Raw genomic sequence first — 18,041 nt, 5'->3', positions numbered from 1 at the left:
ATATTTTTCTCATAACTTGCACCAATTAATCACGATATCTACTAAAGACAATGAAAAAGCAAATATTACTACTTCCAATGTATCTATTATCCCTCATTTTCTTACATTGTTTTAGTGGGTGTGAGAATCACCCCTATCTCAAAGTCTTATTGTCAATAGACTCTCTTACCAATACAAATCCAGACAGTGCTATCATTGCATTAACATCAATGAAAAAAAAAGTAGCAACTGAAAGCCAAGAAACACAAATGTATTATCAACTGATGTGCATAAAGGCCAAAGACAAGGCTTATATTACACATACCTCAGACAGTAGTATACTCCAGGTATTAAAACATTATGAAAAGAAAAAGGAGAAGAAACATCTAGCCGAAATCTACTACTATGCAGGACGCGTCTACAGAGATTTAGAAGATGCACCACAGGCTCTAGATTACTATCAAAAAGCTCTAGATGCTTCACAAAACAGTAAGGATTATAAATTAATCAATAGGATTTATAGCCAGATGGGAACATTGTATTTGTACCAAAGGGTATACAATGAAGCATTATCCGTTTTCAAAAAAAGCTATCATTATGATGTCTTATCGAACGACAGCATTGGGCAGATATATAGTTTACGTGATATCGGGCGTGCATTTACAGGACACAACAATACTGACAGTTCTCTCTTCTACTATGAAAGTGCATATAAACAAGCAGAAGCTATGAAAAATGAACATCTGACAGGCGTTATCTCAGGAGAACTTGCCAGCCTTTATACGCAACTGAAAATGTACCCGAAGGCAGAAAAAGCAATACAAATTTCCATGCAAGCAAAAAAGACAAGAAATTTAGTATCTCGCTTCTCTGCGACAGCTGATTTATACTTCCAAATAGGCAATTTAGATTCCGCTTACCACTATTACCATAAATTATTAGAATTCAATAATTACTATAGTAAACAAGGAGGCTATGAGGGGTTAAGTAATATCTTCAGACTAAAAAATCAATATAAGGAGGCATTAGATTACATCGACTTGTATTTGGCATATACAGACTCTATAAAGAAACAAACCGATACAGAAACTATACGGAAAATGCAATCCTTATATAACTATCAATTACGAGAAAAGGAAAATCAAAAACTAAAGGATATAAATACTAAGCAAGAAGTAGCAGTACTAAGCCTCACCTTTATACTCATATTATCGTTTATAAGCACCCTTCTCTATTTCCAATACTCCAAACGGAAAAGAGAACAAAAGAAAGAGCAACAAAAGAGATTACAAGAAATAAAGGAAAAACAGTATCAAAGAAGTATTCAATTCATTGAGAAAAATGAAAAACATATCCATAATCTAGAGTTGCAATTACAGGTTGCACAAAAAGAAAAAAATGAATTACAACAAGAGTTACTAAAAGCGCAAAAAGAGTCATTTGAAAACGTCAATAAACAAATAGAAGCTGAACAGAAAGAACAAACTCTTTTAGAAATTACTTTAAAGCAATCTGAAATTTACATTTACTTCCACCAAGCCGCCAAGAATAAGAGCAAAGTGACAGCTACAAACTGGCTTGATTTGCAAGCGGCAGTGGACAATGCATACAGAGAATTTGCTAAGCGTCTTTGCGCGCTCTACCCTCAAATTAGTGAACAGGAGCTACATATTTGTCTATTACTTAAAATCTCGATACCAGCTACAGGTATTGCTAATCTCATACTGCGCACAAAACAAGCCATAACCTCTTCACGCAAGAAATTATATGAGAAGGTACACGGCCAACAGGGCACTCCTGAGAAATGGGATCAATTCATACAAGCATTTTAGAGAGAAAACGGTAGTACTATTTATATTCTGAAATCAAAACCGTACTAAAACCGTACTAAATTTTCGAACGCTGTTCCTTATATCAACGTACATTTACGCCCAGAATTTCTAAACAATAAATAATATGAAAGAAAAATTGGTCGTATTTATGTGCATTATGATGCCATTAGTCTCTTTTGCCAAACAGAAAGATGACAAAGAGCAGATAAATATCAAGGTTATTGAAAGAAGTTGGGGTGAAGACAAGCGTTCAATCCCTTATATTCCCAAAGTCTTTCATGATGGGAACGCTATCTACATCTATTCAGAGATTATCTTAGATTGCTTACAAGTAACAATATTAAATGAATTCCAAAGTATTGTTTATTCAGACGCCGTTACCATATTTGACAACCGAGTTTTTTCCTTTCCGCTAAATAATATAAGAGAAGGAGAAATATACACTATTGAATTAACGAATAGCGAGTACTCCCTTTGGGGGCTATTTACACCTTAATTAATCAGAAGCTTGTTTTAGCCAGAGGACTACAACCATTTCTCTGTCAATATTACATAACAGATTAACATAAGGACATTTAATAAACGATTCAAGAAACAGTTCAGGACACTTATGATATTGTTTAATTTAAAAAGAAAAGATTATGAAAAAGCATTTTCTATCGTTAGCATTACTATTGTTAACTCTATTCAGTTGCAACACTGATTTAGAAGATTTTACGCCAGCAAAGAGTACTGATCTTACAACAAGGGCTGCTGGAGATCGTAAATACGATTTGTTGGGGTACGGTTATGATTGTACTCTTAGCGCTTTTAAAGGATCTGTTTATGGGAAGTTACAAGTCATTGACTTAGATCGACTTAAATCTGGGAGAGGGCGTGATCCTATCACAAGAGAAGAAATTGCAATGGAACCTGGTTTTATTGAAGAATCTATCCTCCCTGGCGGCGGAAATTTATATTCTGAATGGGGAGCCAATTTAGATGAATATAACCGTGGACAGCATACGAGATATAATGCTAGTACCGAGATTAATAAATTAGGCGTGAAGTTGTTTAGTGCTGATTTAAAGAGTTTTTATAACGACTCATCTCGATTTAGCAGTTCGTACTGTTTTTATCGAGTGAACTCCGAGAAAGTAACAAGAAAACTAAAACTCTCTGAAGTCGCCCCTTCTTATCTGAAATATTTTTTAACAGATAATTTTTTGAATAGTTTAAAGAATTCTACAGGAGATAAAATAGTGGAAAAATTTGGGACACATGTTCTCAGTGACATCTTATTAGGGGGAGTAAGCAGTATCATTTTTAATGCTAAAATGACGACTACCGCCAATGAAAGTTCATTTAAAAAAGAAGCCGACTTATACTCTAAATATTTTACTGCTGGTACCGGAAGCACAGAAGCACAGAGTCGTTTCAAAAATTTCAAAGACGTAAGTATAACAATTAAAACTTATGGTGGAAAAGCAGCAATAAATACATCTATTTCATTTGATCCGATTAAAGGGGAAATGGCTCCTATCAATATAGACCTTACTGACTGGTTAAACAGTGTGGATATAACCACAGAACAGATTATTGGAATTGGAGACAATACAACAGAAATACACTTTATAAGTGACTTTGTAGATGATTCTTCTAAAAAGAAAGAAATAGAGGATGCTATTGTGAGATATTGTGAAAAGCAAAGAATAAATATGAACACTATGCAAACCCTGGATTATGAACTAGGCGTCATCTATTATACATTGACAACAAATAACAAGCAGTATATACTTGCAGCAATGGACCTTCAATATGTTTGGCAACAGCAAAATGCTTATATAAACAGATTGCCAGTGGGTCAAGCTAATCCATGGGATGAAACTGACACAGATGCTTGGAGGTTACATTGGACCTTTTATCCTTATGGTGAATATTATCGTATCGGAACAAGAACAAAACAAACAATTGATTATGCACTTGTAACTCCTTCATCAAGCAGTATATATTTACCAAGATTTAGTGAAAGCTCGACTGATCAGTTATGGGCTATAGAAGGTGTACCTGGTCAAAAAGACAAGTATATGCTTAAGCATGTAAACAGTGGATTATATTTTTGCACTACAGACCATAAGTTACATCCCAGGAATCCAAATGATCAATCTTTATGGCTTAATATCGTGATACCACCAAAATAAGAAATGAGAAAGTAGATGATATCTTAAGATTATCATAACAATACCTATTGCTAATCAACGTAAAGTTCAGAATGGCTGTTTGGGTCAAAAGTTCTAAACTTTACGTTGCATCTTTTCTTTTAACAAATTCTCATCATCTTATATTTTTTATTTGAAATTACAATATTTGATAAAAAAGTTCCCACATAAAGAATAATATGCTATTTTTGAACTTAAATATTAACATAACAACATAAACCATGAAACAGAACTATTATCAGATTGTGATATTAGCATTTTTCCTTTGGGGCTGTCAGCAAAATGAGGCTAAGCCTGAAGTTATACCACCCGAAGTAAAACCTCAAGAATGTGCAGACATAACATTGCGTATAGAAGTTGCTACAGATGATACCGAATATAACTTTATAGATCTGTTAGGGAGAGGGTTCGATTGCAAAAAAAGTATCATTAAAGGATATACGCACATAAGGAGTAGAGTCCTCGACATTGACCGCTTACAAAATGAAGTGGAAAAGTCCAGATTCTATCAAAGTGGAGATTTTATTATCAATGGGGAAAAAAATTTAAAGCGATACATTGATAATATCTATTTAAACAGCAGAGTGAATGCAAAGATTGGAGATGAAGTACTGAATTTATTTGCAGAAGATGTAGGAAACACTGAAGAGAACCTGCAAAGCAATGAGTTTTACAAGGTTGAATATATTAGACCGACTGGCAGATTCACTCTTTTCGATACATATCCGGAGTATTTATATAATTTCTTATCTAAAGAATTTATAGATGATTTAGAGAAATGCAGTGGCGACGAAATTGTGATAAGATATGGAACACATGTTCTTACTGATATATTGTTAGGAGGGTATATGTCGATTTCCTGTACTGCCAAGCATGACAAAAACCAGTATGATGTCGATTTAAAAAGACAAGCCCAATACTACAGTTATGAAATCTTTTCTTCTAATTATTCAGTGAATCCGGCTAGAGTTTTCGCAGGTTATGATGAAGTGAAGATCCATGTCAGAGTTATAGGTGGAGTCGAGTCACATATCACCCTTAGAAAAGAAAACGAAATATCAGGATATCAGAATTGGAATGAAAGCATTGATTATCAAAAAGGAAAATTAATTGGAATCGGACAGTCTACGACACGTATATATCTAATAAGTGATTTTATACAGGATGCAAAGAAGAAGTCAGAGATTAAAGATGCAATTCTGAAGTACTGCAATCATTAATAATAAGAATGGGTACCACCCTATGAATGAAAGATGACACCCATTATCTTTTATTTTAAAACAGGGATACGGTTTATCCTTCTTGTCCTGCAAACTCCATCAGGTACGCTTTAATGAATCCATCCAATTTTCCGTCCATCACTCCGTTCACGTCCGAAGTCTGGAAATTGGTTCTGTGGTCTTTCACGCGGCGGTCATCGAATACATAGCTTCGTATCTGCGAACCCCATTCGATTTTTTTCTTGCCTGCTTCCACCTTTGCCTGTTCCGCCATGCGATGTTGGAGTTCCTTATCATATAAAATAGAGCGCAACTGGCGCATTGCATTCTCACGATTCTTGGGCTGGTCGCGCGTTTCGGTATTTTCAATCAGGATTTCTTCTTCCTCACCGGTATACGGGTCCTTGAATTGGTAGCGCAGACGAACGCCGGACTCCACCTTATTTACATTCTGACCACCGGCACCACTGGAGCGGAAAGTATCCCAAGAGATATTGGCAACATTGATGTTCACTTCAATCGTATCATCCACCAACGGGGTTACGAAAACGGAAGCGAAAGAAGTCATACGCTTGCCCTGTGCATTGTAGGGAGACACACGCACCAGACGATGCACACCGTTTTCTCCTTTCAGGTAGCCATAGGCATAATCACCTGAAATCTCAATGGTACAGGTTTTGATACCCGCTTCATCACCTTCCTGCAAGTTAGAGATAACAGCCTTATATCCGTTGGTTTCGGCATAACGCAGATACATACGCATCAGCATGCTTGCCCAGTCCTGACTCTCTGTGCCGCCTGCACCGGAATTGATTTTCAATACGCAGTCCATCTGGTCGGCTTCGTCACGAAGCATGTTCTTCAGTTCAAATGCTTCAAGAGCCGCAGAGGCTTTTGCAAAAGCTTCGTCCACTTCTTCCTCGGTTACGAGGTCGTCCTTATAGAAATCAAAAGATAACTGCAATTCTTCCGACAATGTCTTTATTTCATTATAGCCGGATATCCATTGTTGCAAACCTTTCACCTTTTTCATCTGTGCCTCGGCAGCCTTCTGGTCGTCCCAAAAGCCCGGAGCCTGGGTGCGTAACTGTTCTTCTTCCACCTGGATTTTCTTCCCTTCTATATCCAAATAGCGATAGAGTGCTTCGGTACGCTCTTTGACGTCTTTCAGTTGTTCTATGGTAATCATAATTCCTATTTACGATTGAAATTAGCCGTTAGTTTTGAAAATATTTACTTTTTGAGTGCAAAGGTATGAAAAAAACGCATATTTTTGCAGTTATCAATCTAATAAGTCAGCTTATGAACAAACTATTCCGACAAATTGGTTTAATGCTTATCCTATTGGTAGCGATAAGCTTAGGAAGTTGTACTTCGAAGTACAGTTACGAAACAGTGCCCAACGATCCGCTGAAAGCGCGCATCTACACTCTGGACAACGGTTTGAAAGTTTATATGACCGTTAATAAGGAAACACCGCGTATACAGACGTACATTGCCGTACGTGTAGGTGGAAAGAATGACCCTGCAGAGACCACCGGATTAGCTCACTACTTTGAACACCTGATGTTCAAAGGTACCACCAACTTCGGTACTCAGAATTATGAGATTGAAAAGCCTTTGCTCGACCAGATTGAAGAGCAGTTTGAAATCTACCGCAAAACTACCGACAGCCTTGAACGCAAAGCCATTTATGCAAAAATAGACAGCATCTCTTACGAAGCGTCCAAGTATGCCATTCCCAACGAGTATGACAAGCTGATGGCTGCCATCGGTGCCAACGGAACGAATGCCTACACCAGTTTCGACGTAACCTGCTATACCGAAGACATCCCCAGCAATCAAGTTGACAACTGGGCAAAAATTCAGGCAGAACGCTTTGAAAACTGCGTAATCCGTGGTTTCCATACAGAATTGGAGACAGTTTACGAAGAAAAGAATATGTCACTGACCCGCGACCCGCGCAAAGTATATGAAGCGGTACTTTCTTCCCTCTTCCCCCACCATCCTTATGGCACGCAAACTGTACTCGGCACACAAGAAGACCTGAAGAATCCTTCCATCAAGAATATCAAAGAATATTATAAGAAATGGTATGTGCCCAACAACATGGCTATCTGTCTTTCTGGTGATTTCGATCCCGACCAGATGATTGCCACTATCGACAAATACTTTGGCGGATTGAAACCGAACCCTGACCTGCCGAAGCTGAATTTGCCGAAAGAAACGGATATTACCGCACCAATTGTACGCGAAGTGTTTGGTCCGGATGCAGAAAGTGTTGCCCTGGCATGGCGTTTCCCCGGAGCTGCCAGCAAAGATGTGGAAACATTGCAAGTAGTTTCCCAGATACTTTATAACGGACAAGCCGGTCTGTTCGACCTTGACCTTACACAGCAGCAAAAGACCTTAAGTTCTTATTGCTACCCTATGACAATGAGTGATTACAGCGCATTGATGATGCAGGGACGCCCCAAACAAGGACAAACTTTGGACGAAGTGAAAGATCTGATGTTGGGTGAGTTGAAGAAACTCCGTGACGGCGACTTTGACGAGAAGATGCTGGAAGCCAATATCAACAACTTCAAGTTGTATCAGATGCAGCAGTTGGAAAACAATGATGCACGTGCCGATATGTTCGTTGAATCATTCGTAAACGGTAGCGACTGGGCAGATGAAGTAACCGCCCTCGACCGCATGTCCAAACTCACGAAGGATGACATTGTAGCCTTCGCCAACAAATATCTGAAAGATAACAACTACGCCATCATTTATAAGAAACAAGGTAAAGACCCGAACGAAAAGAAAATGTCGAAACCGGAGATCACCCCTATTGTGATGAACCGTGACACTGTCAGCAGCTTCCTGAAAGAGATACAGGCAAGTGTGGTGCAACCCATCGAACCGGTATTCCTGGATTACTCCAAAGATCTTTCCCAACTGAAAGCTAAATCAGACCTCCCCGTGCTCTACAAACAGAACACCACGAACGATATCTTCCAGTTGATTTACCTCTTCGACATGGGCAGCAACAATGATAAAGCACTCGGAACTGCCGCCCAGTACCTCGAATACCTCGGTACCGCCGACATGACTCCCGAAGAAGTGAAGAGCGAGTTCTATCGTCTTGCCTGTTCATTCTTCGTATCACCGGGCAGCAAGCGCACTTATGTAGTACTCTCTGGTCTCAATGAGAACATGCCTGCCGCTATGGAACTCTTCGAAAAGCTGATGGCAAACGCCCAAGTGAACAAAGAAGCTTACGACAACATGGCTAAAGACGTATTGAAAGCTCGTAAAGATGCAAAACTGAACCAGATGCAGAACTTCTCACGCCTGGTGAGTTATGCCACTTATGGTCCGAAATCTCCTGCCACCAACTTGCTGAGCGAATCGGAACTGACTTACATGGATCCGCAAGAACTGATTGATCGCATCAAAGAACTGAATAGTTTCAAGCATCGTATTCTTTATTACGGTCCGAGCAGCCAAGATGATTTGCTTGCTATCATCAATAAAGAACATCAGGTGCCCGAAGCTTTGAAAGAGATTCCGGCAGGAAACAATTTTGAACCGCTACTCACACCTGAAACAAAGGTATTCATCGCTCCTTATGATGCCAAGCAAATCTATATGTCGCAGATTTCCAATAAGGGAGAGAAATTTGATCCTGCTGCCGAATCGGGCCGTCAATTATATAACGAATACTTTGGTGGTGGTATGAACTCTATCGTATTCCAGGAAATGCGCGAAAGCCGCGGTCTAGCTTACTCTGCATGGGCAGGTATGCTGAAACCGTCTTACCTGACTGATCCTTATACACTGCGCACTCAGATTGCCACACAGAATGACAAGATGATAGATGCAATCAATACATTCAATGATATCATCAACAACATGCCGGAATCAGAAGCCGCCTTCAAACTGGCTAAAGATGGCATGATTGCCCGTATGCGCACTGATCGTACCATCAAGATGGATGTTATCTGGGATTATATCAGTGCTCAATATCTGGGACAGAATACAGACAGCCGCATCCAACTGTACAAGGATGTACAGAACATGACGTTGAAGGATGTCATCGATTTCCAGAATAAGTGGATCAAGGGACGCACTTATACATACGCCATCCTCGGTGATAAGAAAGAACTGGATATGGATGCCTTGAAGAAAGTAGGTCCGGTGATTGAATTGAAACAAGAAGATATATTCGGATATTAATCTATCTGATTCTTAAAAATAGGAAAAGGGTTGCGCTAAATAGTGCAGCCCTTTTCCTATTTTGTTTTATTCTAATCTATAAATACTCCTTATTCCACAAAAAGTCCCCCTCTGGCATATCGCCAATGCCTACCTTTGCCGTGTATTCACAAATTATATCACATATCAAAGAACATAAGACAAACCATGAAACGTTTATCTATTTTTATTGTGGGAATAATGGTGGCCGTGGTAGCCATGTCCCGCACATTCGACATGAAACAGTTGGGAGCAGATGCCAAAGGTACCAAGTCCTGTACGGAACTAATCAACCGAACCATTGAAAAAGCAGCTTCGGAAGGTGGCGGAACTATTTATTTCCCTGCCGGAACTTACCTTACTGCTACCATTCGCATGAAAAGTAACATAACGCTGTACTTGGAATCGGGTGCAGTTTTGCGTTTCTCCGACAAGTTTGAGGATTATCTGCCCTTCGTCACCTTACGTTGGGAAGGCACTGTGATGAAAAGTTTATCACCACTGATTTATGCACACTCAGCAGATAATGTAACCATTTCCGGACGCGGTACACTGGATGGAAACGGATTAAAATGGTGGCTATGGGAATTTGATACCCGGAAAGTGATAAAAGAAAACGGCGGTAAACTCCCCGCCTTGGATAAACTGCAGCAGATGTGGGTGGACGCTAATAAAGATCTGGAAATATCCGACTATTACAAACCCTCATTGGAACGTCGTATGTTCCGCCCGCCTTTTATCCAGTTCTACGAATGTACCAACATCCTTATCGAGAATGTAAAGATCATAAACTCTCCTTTCTGGACTATCAATCCGGCATTTTGTGATAACGTTACAATACATGGGGTTACTATCAATAATCCGTCAAGCGATCCTAAAGGTCCCAATACGGATGGCATCAATCCGAGTTCCTGCCGAAATGTACGCATCTCCGATTGTCTTATCAGCGTTGGAGACGATTGTATCACCATCAAATCCGGACGTGATGCTGATGGACGTAAATATGGAAAAGCCTGTGAGAATATTACAATCACCAACTGCATTATGCTTTCCGGGCATGGTGGAGTAGTCATCGGTAGTGAAATGTCAGGTGGAGTAAAAAGAGTGGCAATATCCAATTGTGTATTTGATGGGACTAATGCCGGTATCCGGTTAAAAGCATCCCGTGGGCGCGGTGGTATAGTAGAAGATATCCGGGTAGACAATATTGTGATGAAGAATATACAGGGAGATGCCTTTATCTTCGACTTATTTTATGACCGTTTATCGAAAGTGGAGCCTATAAGTGAACGTACACCTATCTTCCGCAATATTCATTTGAGTAATGTCACAGGAAATGATATAAAACGAATAGGATATATAAAAGGAATTGAAGAGATGCCTGTATCCGAACTCTCCTTTTCCAATATGAATATAGTAGCCGAACAAGGATTTAAAGCGGAAACAGCAACAGATATACGATTTAACAATGTCAGTTTTACAGTGGACGAGGGACCATCATTCTACTTTAGACAATGCAATGGCATATTCCTGAATGATGTACGTTCAAAGAAGCCGATTGCCAATCAGCCGGTAGTAAATATAGAGAAGGATGTGGAGAATGTGCATATCATTCATTGCGACTCCACACAGATCATGAGAAAATAACTTCCAACAGATGATATACAAATTACGCGGGTCTTTAAGTGCCCCGCGTAATCTGATATTCAAGAAGTACCCGTTATTACTATTTTATGGTAACTAAAGTTCGTTGCAAAGATTCATCCTCCGAACTGCCGCCTACCATAATATCATAAGTTCCCGAACAGACTCTCACTGTATTGGTTTGTTCATCCCACCACTCCAATTCCTTATCTTTCAAATCGAACTCTATGTTAACAGTCTGTCCGACTGGGATAAATACACGCTTGAAAGCACGTAGTGTTTTTACAGGACCTTCCGCATCACCTTGTCTTTTAAGATAAACCTGAACGACTTCTTCACCGCCACGTTTTCCCGTATTTGTGACCGGAACAGTTAACTTCAAAGTTTGTCCGGCAGTAACCTCGCTCCTATCAAGAACAACTTTGCCATAACTGAAAGTAGTGTAACTCAACCCATATCCGAATGAGAACAGCGGGGTATCCTGCATGTATCTATAAGTTCTCCCGGTCATATTATAATCTTCGAAATCAGGAAGCTGAGATACATTGCAATAGAATGTTACCGGTAATCTACCCGCCGGATTATAATCACCAAACAGCACTTCGGCAACTGCTGTTCCACCTTGTTGTCCCGGATACCAAGCCTGCAGAATGGCTTCACATTTCTTAGTTTCAGGTTCCAATCCAATAGGAGATCCGGAGCAGTTAACCAGAACAATCTTTTTGCCGGCACGGTACAAAGCATCAATCAGCTCACGCTGAACTGCCGGAAGTTCAATATCCGTACGGTCACCTTTCTTAAAGCCAGGCAGGTTGACTCCCATTTCTTCTCCTTCAAGACTAGGAGATATGCCACTTGCAAAAATAATGATATCTGCCTCCTTCACTTGCTCGACGGATTTCTGAATATCGACCTCTCTCTTAAAGCCAAGATCGAAGTTTAACTGAGCATCACTCCGAAGATATTCAAAATCGAGTTCTATATCATAGGATTGACCGGCCTGTACTTTCATGGCATGAGTCGTTTTACGGGCACCATGCTTATTAAAAAAACTTTTCACCTCTTCTCCATTTACACGAAGACGCCCGTTTCCGTAACAGTATACTTCAAGTACGATTTCTCCGGATTGTACAGGAGTAAATACACTATTATAAGTAGCAGAGAAGTCCGTCAGATTTACTCCCGGAGCGAAAACCGTGGCACCCGAAGTGCAGAAACGGAAAGGAGTGGTGACCTGAGTAGTAGTCACAGGGCTACCTTCACGCGTCAGATTATTCCAGTAACGGGCAGTGAAACCAGGACCATCCGCCGACTTGCATTGGCTGAATGCACTATGAATCAAGGTTCTTTCTACCCACGGGCAACCTTGTTCATAAATCAGTTTATCATCAACGCCGAGCAAATTCCGCACTCCATCCAGAATAGTTACGGTGTGTGGCGGCATTCCATTGTAATTTCCCCATTGCATGACAGAATCATTGGCATTGGGTCCCATAACAGCTACTGTCAGTCCTCCACGCTTCAACGGCAAGAAGTTATCCTTATTCATCAGTAACGTCATGGATTTACGGGCTATTTTCAATGCCAATGAATCATGGGCAGCAGAAGCGACTACAGAGAACGGTATTTTTGCCCAGGATACTTTTTCCAAATCATCCATTTCTCCCAGCTCGAAACGGGCTTTCAACAAACGCTTCACAGAAGTATTTACTTTTTCTTCAGAGATCAACCCTTTCTTTACACTTTCCACCAAAGCTTTATAGCTGGAACCACATTCCAAATCAGTTCCACTTACTACAGCAGCGGCAGAAGCAGACTCAGCGTCCGGATGCGTGTGATGTCCACGGTCATTATAAAAATCGGCAATGGCACCACAATCGGATACAACTATACCATCAAACCCCCATTCATCACGTAAGATTTGCATTAACAAGCGGTTGCTGCCACAACAAGGTTCCCCTTCAAAACGGTTGTAAGCGCACATCACTTCTTTTACTTCTCCCTCTTTCACTAAAGCTTCGAAAGGTGGCAAATATGTTTCATACAAATCGCGAGGTTTGATATTCTCCGCATTAAAAGAATGGCGGTTCCATTCGGGACCGGAGTGTACGGCAAAGTGCTTGGCACAAGCATGCAACTTATCATAGTTTCCGTCTGCAGGGCCCTGTAACCCTTTTACTACCATTACTCCCATCCGGCTTGTAAGATAAGGGTCTTCGCCATAGGTTTCGATACCTCTCCCCCAACGCGGGTCACGATAAATATTGACCGTAGGCGTCCACATGGTTAATCCCTGATAACGCTCACGGCTGTCTTTAGATGAATAATAAGTATTCTTGGCACGCGCCTCATCAGACACGGCAGTGAATACATCATATACCGTTTCGGGGCTAAATGACGCAGCCATACCTATAGGCTGGGGAAAAACGGTAGCCAACCCTGCACGAGCAACCCCATGCAAGGCCTCATTCCACCAATTATATGGTTTTATACCCAATCGTTCCACGGGACGGGAACCATCCATCATGAGTTGTACCTTTTCTTCCAGTGTCAGTTCTTTCACCAACAGATCTGCACGTTCTTCAGGAGACAAGGAGGTGTTTTTGTAAGACACTTGTCCGCAGCCGGATAGTAGTAGAAGAGGCAACAAATAAATAATAATTCTTTTCATCCTTTTAAGTTGATTAATTATGTAAAGCTATGCCATTCATTTAATACAAAATTAGGAAGAAGAAAAGAAAACAAACAGGATATTTTGATTATAATGGTGCACTTTTAAAGCAAAATCTCCCATATTTTCTTTTTCCGAATGAGGTAAAAGATAAATAGGGAGATTTCATTTTATAATTTGAAAGGAGTGTCTTTCTTATTCTTCGTACATCTTATCTATCACTTCCTTGTAGTTCTTTGCCACTACAGGGCGTTTTAGTTTCAATGTATTGGTCAGTTCACCACGTTCCATACTGAAAGGTTCGGGCAACAGAGTAAAACGTTTTACCTGTTCGTAGTGGGCAAACTGCTGTTGCAAGGTGTCTATGCGGGCACGGAACAAACCAAGAATCTTAGGATGCTGCAGAAGTTCCTCCATATTCTTATATTCAATACCTTTCTCCTTGGCATAATCCTTCACAAAACCATAGACAGGAACAATAAGGGCAGACACAAACTTGCGTTGGTCGGCAATGATGGCAATCTGATCAATATAGCGGTCGATGGCCAGTTTGGTTTCTAATGCTTGCGGACTGACATACTTACCGTTGGAAGTCTTGAAGAGGTCCTTGATACGTTCAGTCAGATAAAGCTGGTCGCCTTTCAGGTAACCGGCATCACCGGTATGGAACCACCCATCCTTATCAATGGCTGCGGCAGTAGCTTCAGCCTTCTTATAATAACCCTTCGTTATGGTTTTTCCACGCAGAAGGATTTCATTCTCTTCACCGATTTTCACTTCCACATCGGGCATTACGGTACCTACGGAACCTATTTCGTAACCTTGGTTGAGGAAACAGGAAACAGTGGCTGTCGATTCAGTCAGGCCATAGCCAACCAGCATATTGATACCTACAGAATGAACAAATTCACAAATTTCATCGGGTACGGCAGCCCCGGCAGTAGGGAAGAAATTGCCATTTTCAATACCGATAGTCTTTTTCAGCAAAGCATAGACGGTCTTTTCATAGAACTTATACTTCAGATGAAGCATCAACGGCGGCGTTTTACCCTTACGCAGATAGTCGATATTGTGTATCTTACCCACCTTGATGGCATCCAGCATCATAGCTTTCTTCAAGCCGGTTTCCTGGGCTATCTTTTCCTGTACCCCGGCATATACCTTTTCCCAGAAACGGGGAACGCTGCACATCAATGTCGGACGGATTTCTTTAATAGTGGTCTGGATATCTACCGGACGGAGGTTGATGCAAATCTGCACGCCTTTGTAAATGCAGAGGTATGTCCAGGCTTTTTCGAACACATGCGTCAATGGAAGGAAATTCATGGAAACATCCTGGTCGGTCATGTCTACCAGACGAATATCGTGAATGCGGAAAGCCTCTATATAGTTGGAGTGATGCAGCATAACACCTTTCGGTTCGCCTGTTGTGCCTGATGTATAAAGTATATTGGCAAGGTCATCATCGGATGCACGGGAAGTGCGTTCCTCTACAATATCGTTGTTCGGCAAACCTTTACCGGTTTCCAGAAATTCATCGAAATAGATGGAAGTCATATCGCGCGGGTCACGCACCACGGCACGGTCGAAAATAATGAGTTGCTGTAATGACTGGCAGAAACCAAATACACTGAATGCGGCATCATATTGGAACTGTTCACCTACAAAGATATACCGTATCTGAGCATCATTAATGATATATTGCGCCTGTGCGGGCGAACTGGTAGCATACAGGGGTATGGTCACGGCACGGTTAGCAAATGCACCGAAGTCCGCATACAGACATTCAGGCTTATTCTGAGAGAATATTCCTATATTTTCTTCTTCTTGCACTCCTAGCTCTACGAGTGCATTCGCAACTTGTCGTACCGTTTGTGAGAATTGATTCCAGGTGATGGGTATCCATTGCGACGTTTCGTAATCTCTATATTTCAGAGCCACTTTATCGCCATACTTCTCTGCCCGCCGATGCACGAGGACAGATAAATGGTTATTAATCATATTATTCATAAATTGGTAAATACGGCACAAAGGTAGTGGTTTCATTTGAAACTATTTCTATATTGAGAATTAAATATTTAGTATATACTTCCGCAATATTAGTACTATCTTACTATAAAAAAGGGTAGTTGCCCCATATTTCTATTCGTTTTTCTAAAGAAACTGAAATATATGTATATATTTGCAACCGATAGTTTTTAATATCAACGCAATTACTCAACTAACATGAAAAAGATTCTAGCTTTAATCGCCATACTGGCGATAGGTTTCGGAAGTGTCAACGCACAAGATAACCTCAGATGGGGTGTTACTCTTGGTCTGAACTCCAGTAATTTTTCCAACGATGCATTTAGCAGTAAAGTAGGTTTCCATGCCGGAGCCAAGGCTGAAGTGGGATTGCCACAGATTGCCGAAGGAGTATATTTGGATTTAGGTGCCCTATTGTCACTAAAGGGTGCAAAAGCAAATTTTGTTTCCTATGATATCAAATATAATCCTTGTTATTTAGAGATTCCCGTACACATGGGTTATAAGTATGCAGTGAATGAAAATTTCTCTGTTTTCGGCAATGCAGGTCCTTATCTTGCCATCGGCCTCTTTGGCAAAGTTAAGACCGATGGAATTGATTTGTCGGATACATCTGATAATGTTTTTGATGAAGACGGTGGTGGTATGAAACGCTTTGACCTCGGTATTGGCTTAAAATTCGGTGTTGAATTCTGCAAGAAATATCAGATTGCTTTCGGGTATGACTGGGGATTAATAGACAACGCCGATCATATAGATAACAAGAACCGTAACATGATGATTTCTTTGAGCTATATGTTCTAAAAACATAAAGTAATTAGGAAAGGGCGTCATTGAACGCCCTTTTTCTATTTCCCTTTCACCTTGCTACACGCTGCCCTTTCCTTATTCACCGGCATCAACGGATAAAATGGCATTTTTATCCTGCCAGTTAAACATATTTCAGTATTTATCCGTAAGTTTGCATCATAATAATTTATTCGATTAAAGTATGACTTACGATATACCTACAATGGTTTCTGAAGCAACCGGAGTTCTTAAGTCTCTGATTGCTATCCCTTCCCTTAGTCGCGATGAAGAAAAAGCGGCGGATTATCTACAAAACTACATTGAGTTGCAAGGCATGGCAACCGGACGAAAAGGTAATAATGTATGGTGCCTTAGCCCGATGTTCGACCTGAATAAACCGACTTTATTATTGAACTCGCACATCGACACAGTGAAAGCCGTAAATGGCTGGCGAAAAGACCCGTTTACCCCGACAATGGAAAGTAACGGAAAACTATACGGACTGGGTAGCAACGATGCAGGTGCAAGTGTAGTCAGCCTGTTGCAGGTTTTCCTGCAACTTTGCCGCACGTCACAGAAGTACAATCTCATTTATCTGGCTTCCTGCGAAGAAGAAGTTTCCGGAAAAGGTGGCATCGAGTGTGTATTGCCCGAACTACCCCCTATCAGCTTTGCCATTGTTGGCGAACCGACCGAGATGCAACCCGCCATCGCAGAAAAAGGATTGATGGTACTGGATGTAACCGCTTACGGCAAAGCAGGACATGCCGCACGAAACGAAGGAGATAATGCTATATATAAGGTATTGGAAGACATCGCCTGGTTTCGCGACTACCAATTCGAGAAAGTTTCCCCACTGTTGGGCCCTGTAAAGATGAGCGTGACGCAAATAAACGCCGGCACTCAACATAATGTCATTCCTGACCGCTGTACTTTCGTAGTAGATATTCGTAGTAATGAGTGTTACAGTAATCAGGAACTATTTGAAGAAATACAGAAACACATCTCCTGTGAAGCAAAAGCCCGTTCTTTCCGTTTGAGTTCTTCGCATGTGGAAGAAAAGCACCCGATAGTGCAGCGTGCCGTTGCTATGGGCCGTATCCCCTTCGGTTCTCCTACCCTTTCGGACCAGGCTTTAATGTCATTTCCTTCTTTGAAAATGGGACCCGGAAAGAGCAGCCGTTCCCATACAGCAGACGAGTTCATCTTCATTAAGGAGATAGAAGAAGCAATCGGATTGTATCTTGAGCTGCTGGACAGAGCCACCTTATAACACTTAATCAATTATATATAAGTCACTTGCAGTTTCCCCGTACCAGGGAACAACAGTTTCCAAGGCAGGGAACGCGCGTTCCCATTAAGGGGATGTACTGTACTGGATTTAGTGGTTCTTCTTCACTTTAGTTGAAAGCTTTTATTTGTTAGTACCATTTTTCTTTTT

The 18,041-nt window shown here is 40.8% G+C and carries 11 protein-coding genes; 8 read left to right on the top strand and 3 right to left on the bottom strand.

The window, feature by feature from the left end:
* Window positions 1-50 precede the first annotated feature (50 nt).
* The 4 genes from QZ135_RS17140 (at window position 51) to QZ135_RS17125 (ending at window position 5,229) form a co-directional block, all read left to right on the top strand.
* Window positions 51-1,811, top strand: coding sequence for a tetratricopeptide repeat protein (locus tag QZ135_RS17140; protein WP_294611944.1), 1,761 nt, complete (start codon window positions 51-53; stop codon window positions 1,809-1,811).
* A gap of 124 nt (window positions 1,812-1,935) precedes the next feature.
* Window positions 1,936-2,307: a DUF3244 domain-containing protein gene (locus QZ135_RS17135; protein ID WP_294611942.1), complete on the top strand. Its 372-nt coding sequence runs from the start codon at window positions 1,936-1,938 to the stop codon at window positions 2,305-2,307.
* A 145-nt stretch (window positions 2,308-2,452) separates the two neighbouring features.
* Complete coding sequence (locus QZ135_RS17130; protein WP_294611941.1) at window positions 2,453-3,991, top strand: MAC/perforin domain-containing protein; 1,539 nt, start codon at window positions 2,453-2,455, stop codon at window positions 3,989-3,991.
* Between the two features lie 239 nt (window positions 3,992-4,230).
* Complete coding sequence (locus QZ135_RS17125; protein WP_294611939.1) at window positions 4,231-5,229, top strand: MAC/perforin domain-containing protein; 999 nt, start codon at window positions 4,231-4,233, stop codon at window positions 5,227-5,229.
* A gap of 73 nt (window positions 5,230-5,302) precedes the next feature.
* Here QZ135_RS17125 and prfB read toward each other — a convergent pair whose 3' ends face one another.
* Entirely contained in the window at window positions 5,303-6,418 is a 1,116-nt protein-coding gene (gene prfB, locus QZ135_RS17120; RefSeq protein ID WP_294611938.1) for a peptide chain release factor 2, read from the bottom strand.
* Window positions 6,419-6,531: 113 nt separating this feature from the next.
* On the opposite strand from prfB, the gene QZ135_RS17115 reads away from it, so the two are divergent.
* Both QZ135_RS17115 and QZ135_RS17110 read left to right on the top strand, forming a co-directional pair.
* A complete protein-coding gene (locus QZ135_RS17115) occupies window positions 6,532-9,450 on the top strand; it encodes a M16 family metallopeptidase (RefSeq protein WP_294611936.1) in 2,919 nt (972 codons plus the stop codon).
* 186 nt (window positions 9,451-9,636) lie between these two features.
* Window positions 9,637-11,115, top strand: coding sequence for a glycoside hydrolase family 28 protein (locus tag QZ135_RS17110; RefSeq protein ID WP_294611934.1), 1,479 nt, complete (start codon window positions 9,637-9,639; stop codon window positions 11,113-11,115).
* Window positions 11,116-11,194: 79 nt separating this feature from the next.
* On the opposite strand, the gene xyl3A is transcribed toward QZ135_RS17110, so the two are convergent.
* Complete coding sequence (xyl3A, locus tag QZ135_RS17105) at window positions 11,195-13,783, bottom strand: xylan 1,4-beta-xylosidase (protein ID WP_294611932.1); 2,589 nt, start codon at window positions 13,781-13,783, stop codon at window positions 11,195-11,197.
* Window positions 13,784-13,978: 195 nt separating this feature from the next.
* Window positions 13,979-15,784: an AMP-dependent synthetase/ligase gene (locus QZ135_RS17100; RefSeq protein ID WP_294611972.1), complete on the bottom strand. Its 1,806-nt coding sequence runs from the start codon at window positions 15,782-15,784 to the stop codon at window positions 13,979-13,981.
* A gap of 225 nt (window positions 15,785-16,009) precedes the next feature.
* On the opposite strand from QZ135_RS17100, the gene QZ135_RS17095 reads away from it, so the two are divergent.
* A complete protein-coding gene (locus QZ135_RS17095; protein ID WP_294611931.1) occupies window positions 16,010-16,615 on the top strand; it encodes a porin family protein in 606 nt (201 codons plus the stop codon).
* A gap of 187 nt (window positions 16,616-16,802) precedes the next feature.
* On the top strand, window positions 16,803-17,873 hold the full coding sequence (locus tag QZ135_RS17090) for a M20 family metallo-hydrolase (RefSeq protein ID WP_294611929.1): 1,071 nt from the start codon (window positions 16,803-16,805) through the stop codon (window positions 17,871-17,873).
* The last annotated feature ends 168 nt before the right edge of the window (window positions 17,874-18,041 follow it).

Source organism: uncultured Bacteroides sp., assembly GCF_905207245.1.
GTDB lineage: Bacteria > Bacteroidota > Bacteroidia > Bacteroidales > Bacteroidaceae > Bacteroides.
This window is presented reverse-complemented; position numbering and strand designations above follow the sequence as displayed.